Source organism: Aeromonas sp. R1-2 (assembly GCF_040908505.1).
GTDB classification, from domain to species: domain Bacteria; phylum Pseudomonadota; class Gammaproteobacteria; order Enterobacterales; family Aeromonadaceae; genus Aeromonas; species Aeromonas veronii.
This window is the reverse complement of record NZ_JBFODU010000015.1, coordinates 42,056-63,244: the sequence shown is the minus strand read 5'-3', so window position 1 is coordinate 63,244 and position 21,189 is coordinate 42,056. Positions and strand designations below refer to the sequence as shown.

At 58.3% G+C, this 21,189-nt stretch carries 20 protein-coding genes; 13 read left to right on the top strand and 7 right to left on the bottom strand.

Annotated elements, in window-relative coordinates; all coding sequences use genetic code 11:
- Positions 1 to 19 precede the first annotated feature (19 nt).
- The 8 genes from fabF (at position 20) to AB5Y76_RS06500 (ending at position 7,266) form a co-directional block, all read left to right on the top strand.
- Positions 20 to 1,261 carry a beta-ketoacyl-ACP synthase II gene (gene fabF / locus AB5Y76_RS06535; RefSeq protein ID WP_005333158.1) on the top strand — a complete coding sequence of 414 codons (1,242 nt, stop codon included), beginning with the start codon at positions 20 to 22 and terminating at the stop codon, positions 1,259 to 1,261.
- A 68-nt stretch (positions 1,262 to 1,329) separates the two neighbouring features.
- Complete coding sequence (gene pabC / locus AB5Y76_RS06530; RefSeq protein ID WP_263718536.1) at positions 1,330 to 2,136, top strand: aminodeoxychorismate lyase; 807 nt, start codon at positions 1,330 to 1,332, stop codon at positions 2,134 to 2,136.
- Complete coding sequence (gene mltG / locus AB5Y76_RS06525; RefSeq protein ID WP_042083043.1) at positions 2,126 to 3,127, top strand: endolytic transglycosylase MltG; 1,002 nt, start codon at positions 2,126 to 2,128, stop codon at positions 3,125 to 3,127. The genes pabC and mltG overlap by 11 nt, the downstream gene beginning before the upstream one ends.
- Complete coding sequence (tmk, locus tag AB5Y76_RS06520; protein WP_107682947.1) at positions 3,127 to 3,768, top strand: dTMP kinase; 642 nt, start codon at positions 3,127 to 3,129, stop codon at positions 3,766 to 3,768. The genes mltG and tmk overlap by 1 nt, the downstream gene beginning before the upstream one ends.
- The gene (holB, locus tag AB5Y76_RS06515) at positions 3,753 to 4,700 is read left to right on the top strand and encodes a DNA polymerase III subunit delta' (RefSeq protein ID WP_069526838.1); all 948 of its coding nucleotides are present in this window, start codon (positions 3,753 to 3,755) and stop codon (positions 4,698 to 4,700) included. Before tmk ends, holB begins: the two co-directional genes overlap by 16 nt.
- A 25-nt stretch (positions 4,701 to 4,725) precedes the next feature.
- The gene (locus AB5Y76_RS06510; RefSeq protein ID WP_263718537.1) at positions 4,726 to 5,505 is read left to right on the top strand and encodes a TatD family hydrolase; all 780 of its coding nucleotides are present in this window, start codon (positions 4,726 to 4,728) and stop codon (positions 5,503 to 5,505) included.
- 373 nt (positions 5,506 to 5,878) lie between these two features.
- Positions 5,879 to 6,820, top strand: a complete 942-nt coding sequence (locus AB5Y76_RS06505; protein ID WP_263718571.1) for a tyrosine-type recombinase/integrase — start codon at positions 5,879 to 5,881, stop codon at positions 6,818 to 6,820.
- A gap of 161 nt (positions 6,821 to 6,981) precedes the next feature.
- Positions 6,982 to 7,266 carry a RepB family protein gene (locus AB5Y76_RS06500; protein WP_139407577.1) on the top strand — a complete coding sequence of 95 codons (285 nt, stop codon included), beginning with the start codon at positions 6,982 to 6,984 and terminating at the stop codon, positions 7,264 to 7,266.
- Between the two features lie 226 nt (positions 7,267 to 7,492).
- Here the strand turns inward: AB5Y76_RS06500 and rsmF are convergent, their stop codons facing one another.
- The 4 genes from rsmF to AB5Y76_RS06480 all read right to left on the bottom strand — a co-directional run bounded on the left by rsmF (position 7,493) and on the right by AB5Y76_RS06480 (position 12,888).
- Positions 7,493 to 8,923, bottom strand: a complete 1,431-nt coding sequence (gene rsmF, locus AB5Y76_RS06495) for a 16S rRNA (cytosine(1407)-C(5))-methyltransferase RsmF (protein ID WP_263718538.1) — start codon at positions 8,921 to 8,923, stop codon at positions 7,493 to 7,495.
- A 144-nt stretch (positions 8,924 to 9,067) separates the two neighbouring features.
- Complete coding sequence (locus tag AB5Y76_RS06490; RefSeq protein ID WP_263718539.1) at positions 9,068 to 11,620, bottom strand: MlaD family protein; 2,553 nt, start codon at positions 11,618 to 11,620, stop codon at positions 9,068 to 9,070.
- A 55-nt stretch (positions 11,621 to 11,675) separates the two neighbouring features.
- The gene (locus AB5Y76_RS06485; RefSeq protein ID WP_005333132.1) at positions 11,676 to 12,278 is read right to left on the bottom strand and encodes a paraquat-inducible protein A; all 603 of its coding nucleotides are present in this window, start codon (positions 12,276 to 12,278) and stop codon (positions 11,676 to 11,678) included.
- On the bottom strand, positions 12,262 to 12,888 hold the full coding sequence (locus AB5Y76_RS06480) for a paraquat-inducible protein A (protein ID WP_005345516.1): 627 nt from the start codon (positions 12,886 to 12,888) through the stop codon (positions 12,262 to 12,264). Before AB5Y76_RS06480 ends, AB5Y76_RS06485 begins: the two co-directional genes overlap by 17 nt.
- A gap of 147 nt (positions 12,889 to 13,035) precedes the next feature.
- On the opposite strand from AB5Y76_RS06480, the gene prpB reads away from it, so the two are divergent.
- The 3 genes from prpB to AB5Y76_RS06465 are packed head-to-tail and all read left to right on the top strand — an operon-like array spanning position 13,036 to position 16,517.
- Positions 13,036 to 13,923: a methylisocitrate lyase gene (gene prpB, locus AB5Y76_RS06475; protein WP_263718572.1), complete on the top strand. Its 888-nt coding sequence runs from the start codon at positions 13,036 to 13,038 to the stop codon at positions 13,921 to 13,923.
- A 10-nt stretch (positions 13,924 to 13,933) separates the two neighbouring features.
- The gene (gene prpC, locus AB5Y76_RS06470; protein ID WP_263718540.1) at positions 13,934 to 15,061 is read left to right on the top strand and encodes a 2-methylcitrate synthase; all 1,128 of its coding nucleotides are present in this window, start codon (positions 13,934 to 13,936) and stop codon (positions 15,059 to 15,061) included.
- Between the two features lie 10 nt (positions 15,062 to 15,071).
- Positions 15,072 to 16,517, top strand: coding sequence for a bifunctional 2-methylcitrate dehydratase/aconitate hydratase (locus tag AB5Y76_RS06465; RefSeq protein ID WP_263718541.1), 1,446 nt, complete (start codon positions 15,072 to 15,074; stop codon positions 16,515 to 16,517).
- Positions 16,518 to 16,616: 99 nt separating this feature from the next.
- On the opposite strand, the gene AB5Y76_RS06460 is transcribed toward AB5Y76_RS06465, so the two are convergent.
- Positions 16,617 to 17,345 carry a hypothetical protein gene (locus tag AB5Y76_RS06460; RefSeq protein WP_259588572.1) on the bottom strand — a complete coding sequence of 243 codons (729 nt, stop codon included), beginning with the start codon at positions 17,343 to 17,345 and terminating at the stop codon, positions 16,617 to 16,619.
- A 259-nt stretch (positions 17,346 to 17,604) separates the two neighbouring features.
- On the opposite strand from AB5Y76_RS06460, the gene AB5Y76_RS06455 reads away from it, so the two are divergent.
- Entirely contained in the window at positions 17,605 to 17,937 is a 333-nt protein-coding gene (locus AB5Y76_RS06455; protein ID WP_100645872.1) for a polyhydroxyalkanoic acid system family protein, read from the top strand.
- A gap of 255 nt (positions 17,938 to 18,192) precedes the next feature.
- Entirely contained in the window at positions 18,193 to 19,623 is a 1,431-nt protein-coding gene (locus AB5Y76_RS06450; RefSeq protein WP_236297193.1) for a wax ester/triacylglycerol synthase family O-acyltransferase, read from the top strand.
- Positions 19,624 to 19,732: 109 nt separating this feature from the next.
- Here the strand turns inward: AB5Y76_RS06450 and AB5Y76_RS06445 are convergent, their stop codons facing one another.
- Both AB5Y76_RS06445 and AB5Y76_RS06440 read right to left on the bottom strand, forming a co-directional pair.
- Positions 19,733 to 20,521, bottom strand: a complete 789-nt coding sequence (locus AB5Y76_RS06445) for a hypothetical protein (RefSeq protein WP_263718543.1) — start codon at positions 20,519 to 20,521, stop codon at positions 19,733 to 19,735.
- A gap of 25 nt (positions 20,522 to 20,546) precedes the next feature.
- A complete protein-coding gene (locus tag AB5Y76_RS06440; RefSeq protein WP_263718544.1) occupies positions 20,547 to 21,188 on the bottom strand; it encodes a TetR/AcrR family transcriptional regulator in 642 nt (213 codons plus the stop codon).
- Position 21,189 lies beyond the last annotated feature (1 nt).

Genomic DNA, 21,189 nt, shown 5'->3' with positions numbered 1-21,189 from the left:
CCTCTCGGAGACTACCTCAGTGTCAAAACGCAGAGTCGTGGTGACCGGCTTGGGGATGCTTTCCCCGGTGGGTAACACTGCCGAATCCAGCTGGCAAGCATTGCTCAACGGGCAGAGCGGCATTTCCCTTATCGAACACTTTGATGCCAGCGAGTTTGCAACCCGCTTCGCAGGTCTGGTCAAGGATTTCGATCCCGAGCAGTACGGTATCAACCGTAAAGACGCTCGCAAGATGGATCTCTTCATTCAATACGGCATCGCGGCCGGTATGCAGGCGCTGGATGATTCCGGCCTGACCATCAATGAAGAGAATGCCGAACGTGTCGGCGTGGCGATTGGCTCCGGTATCGGCGGTCTGGGTCTGATTGAACAGAACCACGAAAGCTTGGTCAACGGCGGCCCGCGCAAGATCAGTCCCTTCTTCGTTCCGTCCACCATCATCAATATGGTGTCCGGTCATCTTTCCATCATGAAAGGTCTGCAAGGGCCGAACATCGCCGTGACGACCGCCTGTACCACTGGTACCCATGCCATCGGCATGGCTGGCCGGATGATCGCTTACGGTGATGCCGACGTGATGGTCGCCGGCGGTGCCGAGAAAGCTTCCACCGCGATGGGGATGGGTGGTTTTGCTGCCGCCAAGGCACTCTCCAACCGCAACGACGAGCCGCAAAAAGCGAGCCGTCCGTGGGATAAAGATCGCGACGGTTTTGTGCTGGGTGACGGTGCCGGTGTCCTGGTACTGGAAGAGTACGAACACGCCAAAGCCCGTGGCGCCAAGATCTACGCCGAGCTGGTCGGTTTTGGCATGAGCGGTGACGCGTACCACATGACTGCGCCTCCCGCAGATGGCAACGGTGGCGCTCGTGCCATGAAAAATGCCATCAAGGATGCCGGCATTGCCCCCGAGCAGATTGGTTACATCAACGCGCACGGTACCTCCACCCCGCTGGGTGATGTGGCAGAGCTGCGTGGCATGAAGTCGGTGTTTGGTGAGCACGCCAAATCCCTGATGGTGAGCTCCACCAAGTCCATGACAGGTCACCTGCTGGGCGCCGCCGGTGCCATCGAGGCGATCATCACTGTGTTGGCCCTGCGTGACCAGGTGGCTCCGCCCACCATCAACCTGGACAACCCGGATGAAGAGTGCGATCTGGATCTGGTACCCCATGTGGCCAAGCCAGGTAGCTTCGAGTACGCCCTTTCCAACTCGTTTGGTTTTGGCGGCACCAATGGCTCACTGATCTTCAAACGCGTATAATTTGCCGCAGGGCAAAGACACAGGCCCGATACTGCCGGTATCGGGCCTTTTTTATCAGAGGGATCCCTTTGCTTATCAATGGCATGAAGCTTGATATCATCTCGGCCCATGATCGGGGGCTGGCCTATGGTGATGGTCATTTTACCACCATGGCGGTCAGGGAGGGTCGCGTGTTGCAGTGGCCTGCCCATCTGGCACGGTTGCAGCTGGCCAACAACCGGCTGGGATTGGTTGAACCGGACTGGGAGCTCTTGACCCGGGAGGTTGAAGAGATGGTGGCCGAGCAACCACAATGCGTGGCCAAGGTGATCCTGACCCGCGGCAAGGGGGGGCGGGGCTATGATGGCAGCGGATGTCAACACACAACCCGGATTGTCACTCTGGCGCCATTTCCCACTCACTACGACCAGTGGCAACAGGAGGGGATCGAGATGGTGGTGTGCCGCCAGCGGATCGGCGATGCCCCCATGCTGGCCGGGCTTAAAACCTTGAATCGTCTGGAGCAGGTATTGCTGAAAAGCGAACTTGTCAGCCGAAATGCAGTCGAAGGGATAGTGCTTAACAGTCGTGGTTTTCTCATTGAAGGGGTCAGTGCCAATCTGTTTTGGCGTCGGGGCAAGACGGTGTTTACGCCCGATCTCGCCCGCGGTGGTGTCGATGGCATCATGCGCCGCCAGGTAGTGGCGATGTTGAAACAGATGAGTATTGAGTTGCGTGTGGTAGAGGCTCCGCTGGAGTCACTATGGCAGGCGGAAGAGGTGTGGCTCACCAATACCCTGATGGGGATCGTGCCGGTCAATGGCATCGAGGATATCCATTATCCCCCAGCAGTATTGAGTCGCCGTTTACAGGAGCGTTTGGTCATTGAAGTTTAATCGGCTTTACACCCTGCTCGCGGGGGCGGCACTGACGGTAGCCGCTGCCGGGGGCTATGTACATTACAAATGGCAACAAGTAGAAACGCTCACCAACAAGGGGCCGACCCGGCTCTTTACGGTGGAGAAGGGCGCCCATGCGGCGCGCCTCATCGCCGAACTGGGGGAGGGGGAAGCCAGCCCCTGGGCGGTGCGGCTCTGGCTGCGCAGCCATCCCGAACTGGTGGCCATCAAATCGGGCACCTATGAAATCAAGGAAGGGGCCCCTCTCAAGGAGACCCTCTCTCTGTTCGCATCGGGCAAGGAGTTTCACTTCAGCCTCACCTTCGTCGAAGGTTCCCGTTTCGAGGATTGGCAGAAGCAGCTCTCCAGCGCCCCATATCTTGAGCGATTGACCGTCGAGCAATCCGAAGCCGACCTGGCGCAGGAGCTCGGCATCGAGAATGGCAAGCTGGAGGGTTGGTTCCTGCCGGAAACCTATGCCTATACCACCCATGCCAGCGATCTCTCGATCTTGCGCCGCGCCCATCAGGATATGGAGACCTTCCTGCAGCAGAGCTGGGAGAAACGTCAGGCCAACCTGCCTTACAAAACGCCCTATGAGGCGCTGATCATGGCCTCCATCATCGAGAAGGAGACCGGCCAGCCGGACGAGCGGGCGCAGATCGCCTCGGTGTTTGTCAATCGTCTGCGTCTGGGCATGAAGTTGCAAACCGATCCCACCGTCATTTACGGGGTGAAAGATCGCTACGATGGCAATATTCGCCGCAGCGATCTGACCGACAAGAATCCCTACAACACCTATGTGATCGACGGTCTGCCGCCCACGCCTATCGCCATGCCGGGCAAGGCCTCCATCGAAGCTGCGCTTAACCCCAAGTCGACCGATTATCTCTACTTTGTCGCCAAGGGGGGCGGTGCCCACTATTTCTCCAAGACCCTCGATGAACACAATCGGGCGGTTCGCGAATACATATTGAAGAAACCCTAATGTCTAAATTTATTGTGATCGAAGGATTGGAAGGGGCAGGGAAGAGCTCGGCCGTGCGTTATGTGACCGACTATCTGCAGCGCCACGGCATCAACCGGATCGAGTGCACCCGCGAGCCGGGTGGTACGCCTCTGGCCGAGCGGATGCGGGCCATCGTCAAAGAGGTGCACGACGAGCGCCTCACCATCGAGGCGGAACTGCTGCTGATGTACGCCTCCCGGGTACAACTGGTGGAGACCCGCATCAAACCCGCACTGGCCAATGGTGTCTGGGTGGTGGGGGATCGCCACGATCTCTCCTCCCAGGCCTATCAGGGGGGCGGCCGTGGTATCGATGCCCAGCTTATCGGCGCCATCAAGCAGGCGGTGCTCGGCAACTTCAAGCCGGATCTCACCCTCTATCTCGATATCGATCCCGCCCTTGGCTTGCAGCGCGCGCGCCATCGTGGCGAGCTGGATCGCATCGAACTGGAGCAACTGAGCTTCTTCGAGCGTACCCGAACTCGTTATCTCGAACTGGCCGCCAAGGATGATTCCATTGTGGTGATCGATGCGGCGCAAACGCCGGAACAGGTCAAAGCTGCCATCGAGCGTGCATTGGATCACTATCTGTCGAACGAGCCGCTATGTATCCCTGGCTGATCCCCGACTGGCATGCCCTGAGCCAGACGGCCCAGTCCGGTCGTCTCGGCCACGCCTGGTTGTTGCTGGGCGATCCCGGTCTTGGCAAGGAGCAACTGGCTGAGCGGCTGGCGCGTTTGCACCTTTGCCAACAACCGGATCGTGGAGAGCCGTGTGGTCAGTGCCACTCTTGCCAGCTGTTTGACAAGGGCAACCACCCGGATCTCGGCACCATAACGCGCGACAGCAAGACCATCGGGGTCGAGGCCATTCGCGAGATCTGCACCCGGCTGCAGGGCTCTGCCCAGCTCGGCCGTGGCAAGGTGGTGATCATTCCAGATGCGGAGCGGATGACCGAATCGGCGGCAAATGCCCTGCTGAAAACCCTGGAAGAGCCGGCCGGCGACAGCTTGCTGTTGCTGATTGCCTCCCAGGTTTCCCGGTTGCTTCCCACCATTCTCAGTCGCTGTCACAAACATGTCTGTCAATTGCCTGCGGAAGGGGAAACAGTACGCTGGTTAGCCGAGCAGGGTCATCAGGCCACTCTGGCTCAGGTACGGATCTGTCAGGGGGCCCCGCTGCGGGTACTCGACTATATCGAGCAGCAACAGGACGGGACTCGCCGCGAACTGCTGGAACAGTTTGTCGCCCTGAGTCAAAGTCCGGTCAAGGCGACGGCATTGTGCAGCCAGCTTGGTCAGGAGACGCAGGTCAGGTTGCACTGGTTGCAGCTCTTCTTGTGCGATGCCCTGAAAACCCAGGCCGGATGTGGTCACCATCAGCTGGCAATGCCTGATCTGGCCATCTTGAGTCAACGGTTGGCGGAGCAGCACTCCAGCGAAAAACTGCTGGAGGCAGAACAAGATCTGGTTGCCCTGAAAGCGGCATGTCAGCCGGGTCAGCTCTCCAATCCCACCATCCATCTGATGAACTGGCTCAGTCGCTGGTTATAAGTACCGACAAGCAGAAAGGTTTTATATGTTACTCGTTGATTCCCACTGTCATCTCGATCGCCTCAGCTATGGCAGCAAGCAGACCAGCATGGCTGATGTACTGGCAAAGGCCGCGAAACTGGACGTGGGATATTTTCTCTGTGTCAGTGTGACTCAGGCACAGTTCCCGACCATGCTCGAGGCGATCGCGCCCTATCCCCAGGTGTTTGCCTCTTGCGGGGTACACCCGCTCAATCAGGAACCCGGTGTCGATGCCGAGTTGCTGCTCAAGCAAGCTGCCGATCCACGTGTGGTGGCCATCGGTGAGACCGGTCTCGATTACTTTTACTCGCCCGAGAACAAGGAAGTGCAGCAAGCTTCTTTCCGCGAACATATCCGGGTTGCTCGCGCGCTGAACAAGCCGCTGATCATCCACACTCGCGATGCCCAGCAAGATACCTTGCAGATCATGCGTGAAGAGGGCGCGGATCAGGTCGGCGGTGTGCTGCACTGCTTCACTGAATCCCTCGAGATGGCGCAAGCAGCGATGGCGATGGGGTTCTATATCTCCATCTCCGGGATCGCCACCTTCAAAAATGCGTCTGCACTGCAAGAGGTGGTCAAGGCACTTCCCCTCGACAGATTGCTGGTCGAAACCGACTCGCCCTATCTTGCCCCCGTGCCGCATCGGGGGAGGGAGAACGAACCCGCCTTTGTGCGAGACGTTGCGCAGTTTATTGCCGATCTGCGTCATATTCCGCTTAATGAATTGGCAGAAGCCACCAGCCGGAATTTCTTTGAACTGTTCAATCTGGCGAAAAAATAATCCCCAAGCCCCGTTATTCGGGGCTTTTTAATTTTCAAATATCAAGCTGATTACCAACCTGAATATAAACACCGAGCTGCGTTATCTCTCATCTCTTCCTGTCAATTTTACTTTTTCGTTTCTGCTAAACTGGGTCGAATGATATTCCTATGTTTCCTTTATTCAGCGTGGTCAAAGGGTATTAAAACAAGATGTTCTATGTATCGATAATATTCATTATCGATACTTGATGTATGGGAAGGATCCTGTAAGATCCTCTCAAACTTAATATGAATCATAGAGTTCCGTGGCATATCCAACCTTGTCCAATGCGGCTCATCAGTCACTGCAGACTGTTTTCGATGCGCAGCTAAATAGTCGGGCACGCCGCTTTTTGCGCAGTGCAAAAGCGGATTCCACCCTCAATGCCTATCAGGCGGATACCCGTATTTTTGTCTTCTGGTGCCAATTGCACGGGTTGGATCCGCTACAAACCACTCATCACGACATCATGAACTTTCTCGCTGATCAGGCCGATGGCGTATTGGCCGACTGGGTATGGCTGGATAAAGAGGAGGGAAAAGGGGACCTGCGCAACGGTGAACCTCGTAAACCGGCAACCCTGGTAAGACGGCTTGCCGGGATCCGTTATGCCTTCAAGCAGAAAGGCATTCATCCCATGCCCACCGAACACCCCGAAATTAAGGAGATGATGCGTGGTATTGTCAGGTTGGGGGATAACCGCAAGCGCAAAACCGGTGCCCTGACGTTGCAGCCATTGACCCAGGTGCTGGATGGCATCGACACCCATGATCTGGCGGGCTTGCGTGATCACACCCTGCTACTCCTGATGTTCAGTGGCGCCTTGCGCCGCTCGGAAGCGGCCAGAATTGAGGTGAGCGATCTCGATTTTGTGGGGCAGGGGATCCGCCTTCGCCTCAAACCGAGCAAGCATCAGCTGCATGAAACCGAGATAGCCCTGATCCCGGGCAAGCAATATTGTCCTGTGTCGGCACTGCAAAACTGGCTAAGCAAAAGCCGGATCAGCGAAGGTCCGCTATTTCGTCGCATGAACCGCTGGGGACAATTGATGGCCGAACCACTCGGCCCCCAGGGCATCAATCTGATGATCAAGCGCCGAACCGGCCAAACCATTGACGATCTTTACGTCAGTGGCCATAGCCTGCGGCGCGGATTTATCACCTCGGCGGTGACTGCCGGCAAGCCGATGAACAAGATCATTGAGGTGACGCGCCACAAGGATATGCGAACCCTGAAGGAGTACTTCGATGATGCCCATAAATTCTCCGATCATGCCCTTGATGGCTTGCTTTGACACAACTGCGTCACTTCGTTTTTTATGTTAAATGATATCTTGTTGATCTGATGATATATTTGCCGTGCAGCCAGCAGCCCAAGGTGGAAGGGCCATCTTCCTATGGATAATGGCATGTGATGAGAGATAACAAACTCGGAAACGTAATATCGCAAGGACATATGAGCCAAGAAATGACAGTGCGTGAAGAGCAAGAAGCTGCCCCCCAAAACAATGCCGAGCGGCAGCGCCAACATGTAAAACGCAAGCAGGAGACCCATACCCGATTGCAATGCTGGATTAGCAATCGCCACGCCGAGCGATTGGCCGCTCTGGGTATCCATCTCGAAGACAGTCAGGCATCACTCATCGAGCAGGCGATCGATCTGCTCTACCAACATGAGCTGGGTAGAGAACCTCCGTTTGAAAACAGAGTCGCCACACAGGTCGAAGAGACCGTTGAATAGACACAAGAGTGAAGTAACAGCGATACGTGAAGAGATAAAAAAAGCCAGGTACGAATTCCTTGTACCTGGCATAGGGGAATTGGCTCCTTGCAGAGCCGTGCGCTAATTGGTGTTCGGATTGCCTTAAGCTTAGACAAGGCTCAAGGCTTTTCAAGTTCCGAAGAAAAGTTCAACCAGAGTGTGGGTATTTCAGACTCGTTCAAGTGCTTATGCACCGAACGGCCCACTACGCATTGAACAGATTGTTGTCACGCACCAGCTCGCGGGGGAGGGCATTCTTGACCCGACTACCCACCCATTTCCCCATCCCCAGGGTATGTCCCTGATAGCGGACGATCACCTCGCCAGTACCCGCATCCTGTTCTGGCCAGACGTCCCGCCCCATCATGAATTCCCGCGCATTGGCGCTATCAAGCTCAACCACGCCCTTGCTCGCTTTATCGCCATAGGCCAGTGCCCACTCATGAGTGAGGCGATAACCTTTCTTGAAGGTTTCGGCCAACTTGATGCCGATGCGATCGAAGCGCAGCTTGCCCTGCACCTGATCAAACAGCTGGGGGAAGAGCCAGATCTCGTCATTGCGGCCAAACAGTTGACCCTGCGGTGCCACCCCGAAGTTGGCTTCGATCTCGCGCAACATGGGTTCCGCCTCTTTGGCAGGAAGCGGCGCAAAAGGGAATTTACCCAGCTTGCCAGGCTTGAACATGGTGTTGGGCACCGAGTGATGCTTGCGTAATCTGGCGACGAAAAAGCCTTCACTATCGAAGATCTGGGGCCAAACGTGCAGGTATCCTTCGTATGTACAGGCCTGCTCTGCATGGGGGAACAGGTCTGCCAGCGAGTCAAAACTCAAGGCATCGCCAAACTTGTCCAGCAGGGATTGGCAGACCGCCTGATTCTCCTGTTCACTCAAGGTACAGGTGGAGTAGACCAGTACGCCACCCGGTTTCAAGGCATGGAAGGCACTCTCCAGCAGCCCCTGCTGCACCGCCGCGATCTCGTCGATGCTCTCGATACTCCAGTTGCGCAGTGCATCTTCATCCTTGCGCACCGTACCTTCACCGGAGCAGGGGGCATCGAGCAGGATGGCGTCGAAGGTCTCCGGCAACCACTGGCCAAATACCTTGGCATCAAAATGGGTCATCCCCACATTGGTCACGCCGCAGCGCTGGATATTGGCGCTAAGCACTTTCAACCGGCTGCTGGAAAACTCGTTGGCAACCAGCATTCCCTGATTGTTCATCAGAGCCGCGATCTGGGTGGTCTTGGAGCCGGGGGCCGCCGCCGCATCCAGCAACATGCCATCCGCTTTGATCTTGTCGCTGGCAAAGAGTGCCGTCACCGGCAGCATGGAGCTCGCTTCCTGAATGTAGAAGAGCCCGCTCAAGTGCTCGGCGGTGTTGCCAAGTGGGACAGTTTCATCGCTGCGGGTCAGCCAGAAGCCGGTATCACACCAGGGCACAGGGTCGAGCTGCCAACCCAGTGGCTCCATCAGGGCGACGAAATCCGAGACGGCTATCTTCAAGGTGTTGACCCGAATGCTGCGGCGCAGCGGACGTCGACAACTGGCCACAAAGTCTTCCATCGAGAGATGGGCCGGCATGATGGCCGCAATGTGGCGTAAAAAGTAATCGGGAAGATAGGTGTTGTCGTGCACTGTGCCGTCTCGTTGACCGAAAAAGAGGGGCGATATCCTACCACAAGGCTAAGAATATTCTGAATCTGAACCCTATCAACAGGCACCGGAATATAAAAAAGCCCGGCACAGTGCCGGGCTTTGATGAGATACAAAGGGAAGGGATCAGGGCTGGATACGCGGACTCCACTCCAGCCACTCTTTCTCGGCCTTGCCGTAGAGCGGATAGCTGTGGCCCGCTTTGACGGTTGGACCCATCTCTTTCTCCGGCGTATTGAAAGCAATGCCTCCGGCCAGCAGGCTCTGCACCGTCTCCACTTCGATAGTGCCGCCGGTCAGCCCGATATCCGCCTTGACCCCGGAGACATTCCAGAAACGGGAGTTGGCCCGCACCAAATGGGCATACTCCTTATCCACGTTAACGTCGATCACCACCTCGCTACCATCCCGAGCCAGCGCCACCTTGGTGACACTGCCCACCACCATTTTGCGAAACAGCAGCGGGCTGCCGACGCTCAGGCCATTGACGGAGGGGCTCTTGAGGGTCAGGGCCAGACCCACCGGGCCGACCTGACTCAAGGGGAAGCGATCTTTGCCAGCGCCTTTACCGGGTTGTGCTTCTACAAACGCCCCCTTGATCAGGGTATCGAGGTGAGCGACACCGCCCAGCCCCAGCTTGGCCTGCACCAGAGTAAAGCGGGCGCCGGACTGCAGGAAACGCTCGGCATAGTGGCCATCGAGTTCCGCCTTGAAGATCACCTGACCCAGTGACGGCTCCAGCTCGATCTCTTCAATTTTGCCGATATCGACCCCACGATAGCGGATCGGGCTGCCAATCCCGAGCCCCGGATTGCTCTCTGCCACCAGTGACAGCTGGCGCACCTTGGCCTTGGCTTGCTCCCTGGAATCGAACAGTTGATGGCTGCTGCGGCCATTGGCCAACCGATCGAACTCGATAGCACCGCGCAGCAAGGTACCGAGGTTGCCCACCTTGACCTGCACCCCATCGACCCGCACCTTGGTGTCGATGGCCGGTTTTTTCCAGAACTGAGGTTGCTGGGCGAGGAGGGGAGCATAGACCCCATCAATCTCGAGTTCGATCTCGACCCCCTCTTTGGCGGCGCGTAGCTGTTTGACCTTGCCCGCTTCCAGCCCCAGATAGAGCACAGGCGAGCCAATGCCAATGCCATCGGCCTGATCTGCTTTGAGCAACCAGCGCTGAGGCTTGGCATCACGGGTGCCGAGCAGTGCCAGCTCCTGACTCGGGTAGAGACGGTTAATCCGCTCGCCACTGCTGGCTTGTATCAGCTTGATCCCGCCTCCCAACCAGGCACTGGCCGGACTGGTTTCCACCTTGATACCGCTCAGATCGGCATCGATCTGCAGCGGGGCGGCGCGATAGAAGCGGGCACGATTGAGCAGGTGACCATAGTTCGGCGCCATCACCAGCTCGACGCTGGCATTACCGCGTGCATCCAGGGCGAGCTGGCTGATACGGCCCACCTGCAATCCCTTGTACCAGACAGGTGCATCCTGATTGAGCCCCGCCAGATCGTCAGCCTGCAGCGTCACCTTGGTGCCACTCTGGGGGGCGCGATCGGTCAGAGTCATCTTCTGTACCGGTTTGCCCGCCACATAGTCGAGGCGAATGGCCGGGCCGGAGAGCAGGCGATCTGCATGCTGCACACCGGTCGCGGAGAGGGAGACGCTCTCCCACACCAGTTGACTCTTTTCGGTAATGCGATAGGCCTGCTCCGGGTTGATCAGCGCTGTGACTACCCGGCCTTTATCGGTGAGGCGAATGGGGTCGATACGACCAATCTCGATCCCCTCATAGAGGATGGGCATCCCCTCTTTGACCGGAAGATCGCCAGCCGCAATGTCGATACGCTCGCCACGCGCCGCTTCCGCCAGCCCTTTATAGAGGACGAAGGTCTGTCCCTTCTCAGGCTCCGGTGAATCTTTGGGCGAGTCAAAGGCAATGCCGCCGCTCAGGATGGAGGTGAGGCTGCCTGCCTCCACGCTTACCCCGGCCAGACTGAAGGAGCCCTTGATACCGCTGATATTCCAGAAGCGGGTATCAGCTTTGACCAGATGCTCGAAACGCGGCTCGATCACCAGATCCAGAATGACGTTCTGGTTGTCTTGACCCAGGCGGGTATTGATGACGCTGCCCACCTCGATACCGCGGAAATAGAGCTTGGCGCCAATCCCCACCGAACCCAGTGAGTCAGCGGTCAGGTGCAGCATGCGCCCCTGAGCCTGATAACCGGGAGGAGGACCTTCTAGGGCATCGAAGGTCTCCTCCAGCGGATTGCTTTCACGCCCCGGTTGCAGGTTGATGTAATTGCCGGAGACCAGGGTATCGAGGCCGGAGATCTCGGTGAGCGACGCCTTGGGGCTCACCAGCCAGAAGTCGGATCCCTTGCGGATCAGCGGTCTGGCACGGCTGTCAATCTTGGCCATCACCGCAATTTTGCGGCCATCTTCAGCCAGCTCCAGCTCTTGTACCACACCGATAGCCACCCCCTGATAACGAACCTGGGTTTTACCCGGCAAGATGCCGTTGCCCTGGGCGAAGTTGATCTGGATAAGCTGGCCACGGCTCAATACCTGCTGATAGAGAAAGCCACCCGCCAGCAGCAGGGCTATCAGGGGTAACAGCCAGACCGGCGATAACCAGCGGCGCTTTTCGATGACGGGTTCAGCCCCGATCATAGTCACTCCTTATTGGCTGGATTAAACAGCACATCAGACAAAAACAGAGAAATCATCAACGGGCCGCCTTGTCCCACAGTAAACGGGTATCGAGCATGCGGGCCGACATCATGGTCAACACCACCACACCGGCAAAGGCGGTGGCCCCCGGGCCTGCACGAACACTCAGCAGCACACCCCGATCGACCAGTGCCACCATCAGCGAAATCACGAACAAGTCCAGCATTGACCAGCGACCAATAAAATCGATCACCCGATACATCACCAGCTGGCGCTTGCGCCGCACCGGCTTGGCTCGCTGCAACTGCCAGCAGATCCAGCCCAGTCCCAATATTTTGCCCACTGGCACCAGTATGCTGGCGGTAAGGACTATGGTGGCAATCCCGCTCATTTTGCTGCGATAGAGCATCATGATACCGCTGAAGATGGTATCTGACTGCAGCAACCCCTTGTTGTAGAAATGGGTTATGGGCAACAGATTGGCAGGCAACAACATGAAGGTGGCGAGTGCCAGCAAGCCCCACGACCAGGCGAGGGAGCGGGGGATGCGCACCTGCAATTTGCTGCTGCAACGGGGGCAGACTGCCCCGGCTTGATAACGCACCAACAAACCGCAGGTATGGCAGCGGCAGAGCCCCATCTCACGGGCGCTGGTCATGTTCCGGCTCCTTTAACGGGATCCGCGCCCAGTAGGGGGCGGGGTCAAACAGGATCAACAGGGTCATGTTGAGCAGCATCAGAATACCGAGGCTGAGCAACCCGCCACCGAGGCGCACATCGGCGATGTCGATCAGTTTGAACAGGGCAACCAGCAGGCTGACGATATAGACCTCCAGCATGGCCCAGTGGCGAAACACCTCGACCAGCTTCAAGGTGACGGGAAGAATGTGCCAACGTTTGGCCAGACCCGAAGCCAGCACAAAGATCCCCGCCAATAATCCCACCGGCGCCAACACGGCGCACCAGAGCACCAGGCTGGCCACCCACCATTCGCCCTCGCCAAACAGCACCAGAATACCGCGCAGCAGGTCGGCGTCGGTGTTGACCCCAGCCAGCCGCAGATAGATCAGCGGTTCAAAAAAGGCGGAGGGCAGCAGCAGAAATCCGGTGATGGTCAGGGCCATCAACTGGGAGGGACGAAAGGCATAACGGCCATAGAGATGTTGGTGACAACGCGGGCAGTGGGCATGGCGACGCAGCGGCAGTGCTTTGCGCTGGATCAGCAAGTCGCACGCCGGACAGACAATCACGGAACCGGGCTCCATCATACAATTCAACCTGTTGAAGGAATTGGTGAAATTTACCCTAAAACCGGTTTCCTGTCTTGCCTGCGGCCAGAATGTTACGAAAGTATAATTGACGTTAACGTAAACGTGATATTAGATAGCCAAACTAGACAGGTGAAAGGAGTCATGATGTCCAGTTTGTCCCCCTCGGCAGGCCTGCGCTTTCGCACCGCCCTTGCCAATGAACATCCCCTGCAGATCGTCGGCACCATCAATGCTTATATGGCGCTGATGGCCGAGCGCAGCGGTTTTCAAGCCATCTATCTCTCCGGCGCCGGAGTAGCCAATGCCTCCTACGGCTTGCCGGATCTCGGCATGACGTCCCTTAACGATGTGCTGATCGATGCCGAGCGGATCACTGCTGCCACCCGGGTGCCGCTGCTGGTCGATATCGATACCGGCTGGGGCGGGGCATTCAATATCGCCCGTACCATTCGCGCGTTCGAGCGAGCTGGGGTTGCCGCTGTCCATATGGAAGATCAGGTGGCCCAAAAGCGCTGCGGTCATCGCCCCAACAAGGCGGTGGTGTCGCTTGAGGAGATGTGTGATCGGATCAAGGCGGCAGTAGATGCCCGCGAGAATGGCGAGTTCGTCATCATGGCGCGCACCGATGCGCTGGCGGTGGAGGGGATGGAATCTGCTCTTGAACGCACTGCCGCCTATGTGGCCGCTGGGGCCGACATGATCTTCGCCGAAGCGGTGACCGAGCTGGCCCAGTACGACCAGTTCAAGCAAGCGGCCAACGTGCCGATCCTCGCCAACATGACCGAGTTCGGCAAAACCGAGCTGTTTGACAAAGAGCAACTGGCCGCCCACGGGGTCGACATGGTGCTCTACCCGTTAAGCGCCAACCGCGCAGCCAATCAGGCCGCCCTCAACGTCTATCAACATATTCGCCAAGATGGCCATCAACGGGCCGTCGTGGAGACCATGCAGACCAGGGAGTCACTCTACGACTTCCTCGGATATCACCACTACGAGCAGACACTGGATCGTCTGTTTTCAGCCAAGGAATAGGAGGCAGCTTATGGGACAGCAAAAACCGTTGGGCGGGGCCGGTCTGCGCGGCCAAAGCGCAGGGGAGACCAGTATCTGCACCGTGGGCAAGAGTGGCACCGGTCTTACCTATCGCGGCTATGACATCAAGGAGCTGGCCGACAGCGCCCAGTTCGAGGAGGTCGCCTATCTGCTGCTCAAGGGGGAGTTGCCCGGTGAGCAGCAGCTTGACGCCTACAAGCGCGAGCTGCATCGCTTGCGCACCTTGCCCCAGCCGCTGCTGGAAGTGCTGGAGCGCATTCCCGCCGATGCCCATCCCATGGATGTGCTGCGCACTGGCTGCTCCATGCTCGGCGATCTGGAGCCGGAAGATGGTTTCGAGCATGAGCATGAAGTGGCGGATCGGCTGCTGGCCGCCTTTCCGGGCATTCTGATCTACTGGTACAAGTTCAGTCACGAGGGAGTTCGCATCGCCCTCGATACCGATGAAGAGTGTATCGGTGGCCATTTCCTCGCGCTGCTGCACCAGAAAGCACCGAGCGAGCTGGAGCGCCGGGTGATGCATGTATCTCTCATCCTCTACGCCGAGCATGAGTTCAACGCCTCCACCTTTGCGGCGCGGGTTTGCGCCTCAACCCTTTCCGACATGTTTTCCTGCATCACCGCCGCCATCGGTACCCTGCGCGGCCCGCTCCATGGCGGGGCCAACGAGGCGGCCATGGCGATGATCGAAGATTGGCAAGACGAGACGCAGGCAAGGCGGGAACTGCTGGTCAAGCTGGCAGCCAAGGAGAAGATCATGGGCTTTGGCCACGCCATCTACCGCACTTCTGATCCGCGCAACGTCATCATCAAGGAGTGGTCGGCCAAGCTTGCCGAGGCGGTGGGTGATGATCGCCTCTATCGCGTCTCCTGCGAGGCGGAGAAGGTGATGTGGGAAGAAAAAGAGCTCTTTCCCAACGCAGACTTCTTCCATGCCAGCGCTTATCACTACATGGGGATCCCGACCAAGCTGTTCACGCCTATCTTCGTCTGCTCGCGGGTCACCGGCTGGTGCGCCCACGTGATGGAGCAGCGCGAGCACAACCGGATCATCCGCCCGAGCGCCGATTATGTCGGCCCGGCCCCCCGTCACTTTGTCTCTCTACAACAACGATAAGGAAATCACGATGTCCGCCAACGTCGACGTCAACCACAGACCCGAGCCCGATCAGGTACTGGTCGATATTGCCGATTATGTCTGCAACCACCCCATTACCAGCGAGGCGGCCCTCGACACCGCCCGCTACTGCCTGATGGACACCCTTGGCTGTGGCCTGCTGGCCCTGCGCTTTCCCGAGTGCACCAAACACCTTGGCCCCATCGTACCCGGCACCCTCGTACCCCACGGCGCCCGGGTGCCCGGTACCCAGCTATGCCTCGACCCGGTCAAGGCCGCTTGGGATATCGGCGCCATCATCCGCTGGCTCGATTACAACGACACCTGGCTGGCCGCCGAGTGGGGTCACCCCTCCGACAATCTGGGGGGCATTCTGGCCACCGCCGACTGGCTCTCCCGTACTCGCGTGGCCGAGGGCAAGGCGCCGCTCACCATGGCCGATGTGCTGGTGGCCATGGTCAAAGCCCACGAAATTCAGGGTGTGCTGGCGCTGGAGAACTCCTTCAACCGGGTCGGTCTCGATCACGTGGTGCTGGTCAAGGCTGCCAGCACCGCCGTGGTGACTCACATGCTGGGGGGCACCCGCGATCAGGTAATCGATGCGGTATCCCAGGCCTGGGTCGATGGCCAGAGCCTGCGTACCTACCGCCATGCCCCCAATGCGGGGTCGCGCAAAAGCTGGGCGGCGGGGGATGCCACCTCCCGCGCGGTGCGCCTCGCCCTTATCACCATGAGCGGCGAGATGGGCTATCCCGGCGTACTGAGCGCCCCCAAGTGGGGTTTCTACGATGTGCTGTTCAAGGGCAACCAGTTCGCACTGCATCAGGGGTACGGCAGCTATGTGATGGAGAACGTGCTGTTCAAGATCTCCTATCCCGCCGAGTTCCACGCCCAGACCGCGGTGGAGTGCGCCATGAAGCTGCACGCTCAGGTGAAGGGGCGGCTGGACGAGATCGATCGCATCGAACTCACCACCCATGAGTCGGCCATTCGCATCATCAGCAAGGTCGGCGCCCTCAATAACCCGGCCGATCGGGATCACTGCCTGCAGTACATGGTGGCAGTGCCGCTCATCTTCGGTCACCTCGTCGCCGAAGATTACGAGGACGATGTCGCCGCCGATCCCCGCATCGACACGCTACGCGGCAAAATGGTGGTGCAGGAGGACAAGCGTTACAGCCGTGAATATCTGGAGGCTGACAAGCGTTCCATCGCCAACGCCATCCAGATCTTCTTCAAGGACGGCACTCACACCGCCAAAGTGGAGGTGGAGTATCCGGTCGGCCATCGTCGCCGTCGGGAGGAGGGGATCCCGCTGCTGGTGGAAAAATTCCAGCGCAATCTGGCGACTCGTTTCCCGGCCAAACGGGTCCGCGATATTCTCGCCCTCTGCCAGGATGGCAAGCAGCTGGCCAGCACACCGGTGCACGCCTTTATGGATCTGCTGGTGATCTGACCGGTCTTGCATTGGCCAACATATCGGCAAACAGTGATAAACGAAAAGCGGGTTCATCGGCCCGCTTTGTTATTCTGGCGGCTTATCCCTCGATAAGCCTCACCCCAGCGCACTGCTGTCGCCGTTAAAGAGCGCCGTCATGATGACCGTCTCGCGACTGGCGATGGTTTCTAGAAACTCGTTGGCACGCCCCATCTGATGACACACCTGATAACCACGCTCGACAAAGGAGAAGAGCTCGCCAAGCCCCGCCAGATGGGCCGGGCCCGAGACCAGCTTGAGGGTTGCCCCCAGCAGCGGCTTTCTCGCCAGTCTGTCCAGCGTCATGCCAAGCTCGCTCACCAACGCAATCTGATGTTCACGGCGCGCCTGTTCACCTACGGCACGATAGGCGATGGTGTAATGATCCGGTGTGATGGGATCAATGCCATCAATGCGCCGCAGCGCCACCACCATCAGGTAGTCCAGCTCTTCGGAGAGGGCATCGAGCTCGATCGCTTGCGCCAGCACCTTGAGGCCGGACTCCGGCAACAGCCGCTCGGCGGTCGGCATCACCCGCATCACGTCCGCATCGCGGCGGGCACAATCCCCCGGGCCATAGAGATCGGTCAGGAAAAACTCGGCGGCAGGGCCGTAGCGGTCACTCTCCAGCAGATCACGATGGGTCCGCCCCAACCGGTCGGCCTGCCACTGGCGTAGCCGATCCCGATCCTGCTGATCTTCCGGGTGAGCACGCATCTGCTCGCGCAAGGCTGCAACCCGCTTGAGCTGGCGGTAGAGCCGACCCAGGGTGCTATCGTCGTCGTGGGCATGTTCTTGATGCGTCATCTACAGCTCTCTGGCCTTGGGCCCATTGATGGGTATTCGGTGATACGAAGATACAAGTGAATGAAAAACAAGCAGCTTTTGCTGACCGTTCCGTGACAAGTGTAGCGCGCACGAGGGAGGGAATAAATGCCATGCCCCGCTGATGGCCTGCATCCCTCTCGACTCTGTTAAGTGAGTCCCATTTATGTGAACCATCCTTTCATTTGTTGTGAACATGTGTTTAATATCAATAACTAACTTATGACCCAGAGTAACGACCATGTTCTTCAACTCGCTCGCTGGCAGCAGCGCACTCTCTACCATCCAGATCAGCCGTCAGCATCCGCTGGGATTGGCCGCCGCCCGGATCGCGGCCGAAGCCATCGCTGCGGACATGAGCGAGAGCTATCAACTTGATTGCGAATGGGCAGATGAAGAGGAGACCGAGCTTCGTTTTCGCGGCTCAGGGGTACATGGCACTCTCACCCTGGACGAAGATACCCTGGAACTGGAAGTACATCTTGGCTTGATGCTGTTGCCGGTACGCAGCGTACTGGAGCAAGAGATCCTCGATTATGTCGACAATCGCTTACCTTGCCCCAAACGTGTTTGAAACTCTTCGTTGCACTGGTTTTAAATAAACCAGCTGTAAACGATGGCTGTTTGAAATAAGTTTGCAAGCCATATGGTTTGTCATATTTATTATCCGGCCAAGTCTAGATTCTATTTTGTAAGTAATATTTCATCTTTATTTCATATTTCGAGTCGGCACTCATTAATGTCATTCTGATTGCATCAAGCCTTCATCCGGATATGAGGGAAGGAGCAATTTGCCGCCTCGGTAAATTCATTTTGTAGGGAAACAACCATGCCACTGAGTGAATTTATCTCCTGCGTCGATACCGCCTGGTTACGCATGGACAGACCCAACAACCTGATGCAGATCATCGGTGTCCTGATGTTTGAAGGAGAGCTTGATGAAGCGCGTCTGCGGGCCGGATTACGCCACACCATTTCGGTGCAACCCCGCTTTCACCAGCGGGCCGTGCTGGAGGGGGGCTCCTACTACTGGCGTCATGATCCCGATTTCGATCTCGATCAGCACCTCAAGCGAGTGATCCTGCCGGGTGAAGCAGGCAAGCTGGAGCTGGAGAAGCTGGTGGCCGATCTCGCCTCGACGCCGCTCAACCACCAGCGCCCCCTGTGGGATATGCACCTGACCGACACGTCGCTGGGTGGACAAGCGCTGGTGGTGCGCATTCACCACGCCATGGGCGACGGCTTCTCGCTGGTGCGGGCCATGCTGACCATGATGGATAACACCCCGGAAGGGGCGCCGCGACCACCGTCACCGGAGCCACTGGATGACAGCGATGACGAGGATGAGGAGGATTGCCACCAGGGCAGCCGTCTGGTGCGGGCTGGTCTCAAACTGACCGGTAGCCTCTGGTCCAAATATGTCGAAGTGGTCACCCATCCAACCAAGGCGGTGGATTACCTCAAGACCGGGCGGGATGTGGCGAGCGAGCTGTGCAATATCGCCACCCTCGGTGATGATTCACCCTGCCGCCTACGTGGCAAGACCACCAGCACCAAGCGGGTGGCCTGGTCGGAGCAAATTGATCTGCCGGATATCAAGGCGGTGGGCAAGGTGCTGGGCTGCTCGGTCAACGATCTGCTGATCGCTGCCACCGCAGGGGCGTTTCGCCACTACCTGCAGGAGAAGGGGGATGATGCCAACAAGGTCAAGATCCGCGCCCTGGTGCCAGTCAATATGCGTGCACCGGACGATGAGGGGGCGCTGGGCAACCGCTTCGGGCTGGTGGCCCTGGACTTGCCACTGGATGTTGAACACCCGTTGCAGCGGCTCTATACCGTGCGTGATCGGATGCAGGCGCTGCGCACCTCGCTGCAACCCGTGGTGGTGCTCAACCTGTTACATGCCCTTGGCATGGCCCCCAATGCGGTGCAGCAGCAGGCCGTCGAGCTGCTCACGGCCAAGGCCAGTGCAGTGATCACCAACGTGCCCGGCCCGCAGCAGACCCTCTATCTGGCCGGCGCAAGACTGCGTCAGCCGCTGTTTTGGGTGCCGCAATCGGGGGATATCGGCGTCGGCGTATCCATCCTCTCTTACGATCACAAAGTGCAACTGGGCCTTATCACCGACAAGAAGCTGGTACCGGATCCGGATCGGGTGGTCGAGCGGTTTGCGGTGGAGTTCGAGCAACTGCTGTTGCTGGTGCTGATGGAGCCGGAGCTGTTGTTTGACCCCAACGGACTGGATGCGCTGCTCGGTTGAGCGTGCACTTGAGCGACCAGTGACGGCGTAGCCAGCCGGTCTGCCCCCATCACAAAAGAGGCCAACCCGCGGGTTGGCCTCTTGTTTTTCTTAGCGGTAGGAATGGCGGTTAATCCTCCAGCTCCTCGCGCGCCGCCTCCACATCGAGGCGCTCCATGGCATCCATGGGTTCGCACTCGGCCGCTTCGGTATAGAGGGCTTCGGCGGCTTTCAGGCGGCTCTTGCCGTGCAGCATCACCTGAGCGTTGGCGTACTCCATGCGGGCGATAGCCGAGTCGGGGATCAGCGCCAGCGCCTCCTTGAAGTGACGCTCGGACTCCTCCTTCTTGGCGCCATAGGTGAGGCCGCCGATCATGGCCCCCAACTTGTCGACGATCTCCGCATGCCAGGCACCAAAGGCGATATGGGCCTCGGCGTGATCTGGTGCCAGATCCAGCGCCTTCTCAAGGCTTGCCTTGATCTTGTCGCCAATGCCTTGCGAGAGGGCCTTGGAGATGGAAATGACCTGACTGTAGCGACCGAGTGCCAGCGCGTGGAAATACCAGGCGTTGGCGTTCTTGGGCTGGCGTTTTTGCAGCTTCTCGGCATGGCTGGCCGCCCGCTCGAAGGCGGCGCGCTTGGCATACTTGTCCTCCAGCAGGTAGCTGGCGTGGATCACCAGTGCCTTGTTTGCCACATTGAGACCCGCCTCACCGGCCGCTTCACCAAGAGCGACGGCTCGGGCAAAATCCCCGGCATGATAGGCCCGCCAGGCATCCTGTACCTGTTCATCTTCGGGCCAGGGTTCGGCATCCCCCTGATGGAGACGATCCCAGTTGTCCGCCAGCTTCTGGCCAGCATAGTCATAGGCCGCATCCGCGTAGGGGAAGGGGACAAATTCGAGTTGTGAAGTGGTCATGCTTGTTCTCCCTGTAGCATGTGAATCAAACCTTGTCGGTGTAGTGGTGGGCGAGGGCGCCCAGATGAGCGCGGGCATCGGCCCGCAAATAGGGTGCGACCAGCTGCATCACCTGAAAGACGCCGAGGGCAATATCGGCGTCCGCCTTGGGGTGCAGTGCCCGCTGATAAGAGATCCAGAATGTGCCCACCAGCGCCACATTGGCCGCCAGCGTGCGCATCTGTTGCGCCGTGCCCTCCATCAGCCCGACCGTTTGCAGATGGTTGCAAATGGCGATGGCGGTCTGCTCCTTGCGGCGCAGCAGGGCGGAAAAGCGCTGTTCCACCTGATGATAACCACTCATCAGGGTCGCGATATCGTAGTAGAGGAAACGGTACTGCCAGATGGCTTCAAACATCAGGTGGAGAAAGAGCCAGATATCTTCTGGCTCATCGGACGGGGTGCTGACCGCCTCCAGCAGGCGATCCATCTGCTGTTCAAAGTCGCAGAACAGGGCGTTGACGATCTCCTCCTTGTTGTGGAAGTGGTAGTAGAGATTGCCCTGGCTGATCTCCATCTCGGCCGCAATGGCCGAGGTGGTGACGCTGGGTTCCCCTTGTCGATTGAAGCAGGCGAGGGCAGTGGTCAGGATCCGCTCCCGGGTACGACGTTTGGGTTTGCGATCCATG

Bases quoted from the DNA above. Each gene is read 5' to 3' on its own strand.
- tmk (WP_107682947.1), top strand. From the start codon at position 3,127: ATGTCTAAATTTATTGTGATCGAAGGATTGGAAGGGGCAGGGAAGAGC.
- holB (WP_069526838.1), top strand. From the start codon at position 3,753: ATGTATCCCTGGCTGATCCCCGACTGGCATGCCCTGAGCCAGACGGCC.
- AB5Y76_RS06510 (WP_263718537.1), top strand. From the start codon at position 4,726: ATGTTACTCGTTGATTCCCACTGTCATCTCGATCGCCTCAGCTATGGC.
- AB5Y76_RS06500 (WP_139407577.1), top strand. From the start codon at position 6,982: ATGAGCCAAGAAATGACAGTGCGTGAAGAGCAAGAAGCTGCCCCCCAA.
- AB5Y76_RS06490 (WP_263718539.1), bottom strand. From the start codon at position 11,620: ATGATCGGGGCTGAACCCGTCATCGAAAAGCGCCGCTGGTTATCGCCG.
- AB5Y76_RS06485 (WP_005333132.1), bottom strand. From the start codon at position 12,278: ATGACCAGCGCCCGTGAGATGGGGCTCTGCCGCTGCCATACCTGCGGT.
- AB5Y76_RS06480 (WP_005345516.1), bottom strand. From the start codon at position 12,888: ATGATGGAGCCCGGTTCCGTGATTGTCTGTCCGGCGTGCGACTTGCTG.
- prpB (WP_263718572.1), top strand. From the start codon at position 13,036: ATGTCCAGTTTGTCCCCCTCGGCAGGCCTGCGCTTTCGCACCGCCCTT.
- prpC (WP_263718540.1), top strand. From the start codon at position 13,934: ATGGGACAGCAAAAACCGTTGGGCGGGGCCGGTCTGCGCGGCCAAAGC.
- AB5Y76_RS06465 (WP_263718541.1), top strand. From the start codon at position 15,072: ATGTCCGCCAACGTCGACGTCAACCACAGACCCGAGCCCGATCAGGTA.
- AB5Y76_RS06460 (WP_259588572.1), bottom strand. From the start codon at position 17,345: ATGACGCATCAAGAACATGCCCACGACGACGATAGCACCCTGGGTCGG.
- AB5Y76_RS06455 (WP_100645872.1), top strand. From the start codon at position 17,605: ATGTTCTTCAACTCGCTCGCTGGCAGCAGCGCACTCTCTACCATCCAG.
- AB5Y76_RS06450 (WP_236297193.1), top strand. From the start codon at position 18,193: ATGCCACTGAGTGAATTTATCTCCTGCGTCGATACCGCCTGGTTACGC.
- AB5Y76_RS06445 (WP_263718543.1), bottom strand. From the start codon at position 20,521: ATGACCACTTCACAACTCGAATTTGTCCCCTTCCCCTACGCGGATGCG.
- AB5Y76_RS06440 (WP_263718544.1), bottom strand. From the start codon at position 21,188: ATGGATCGCAAACCCAAACGTCGTACCCGGGAGCGGATCCTGACCACT.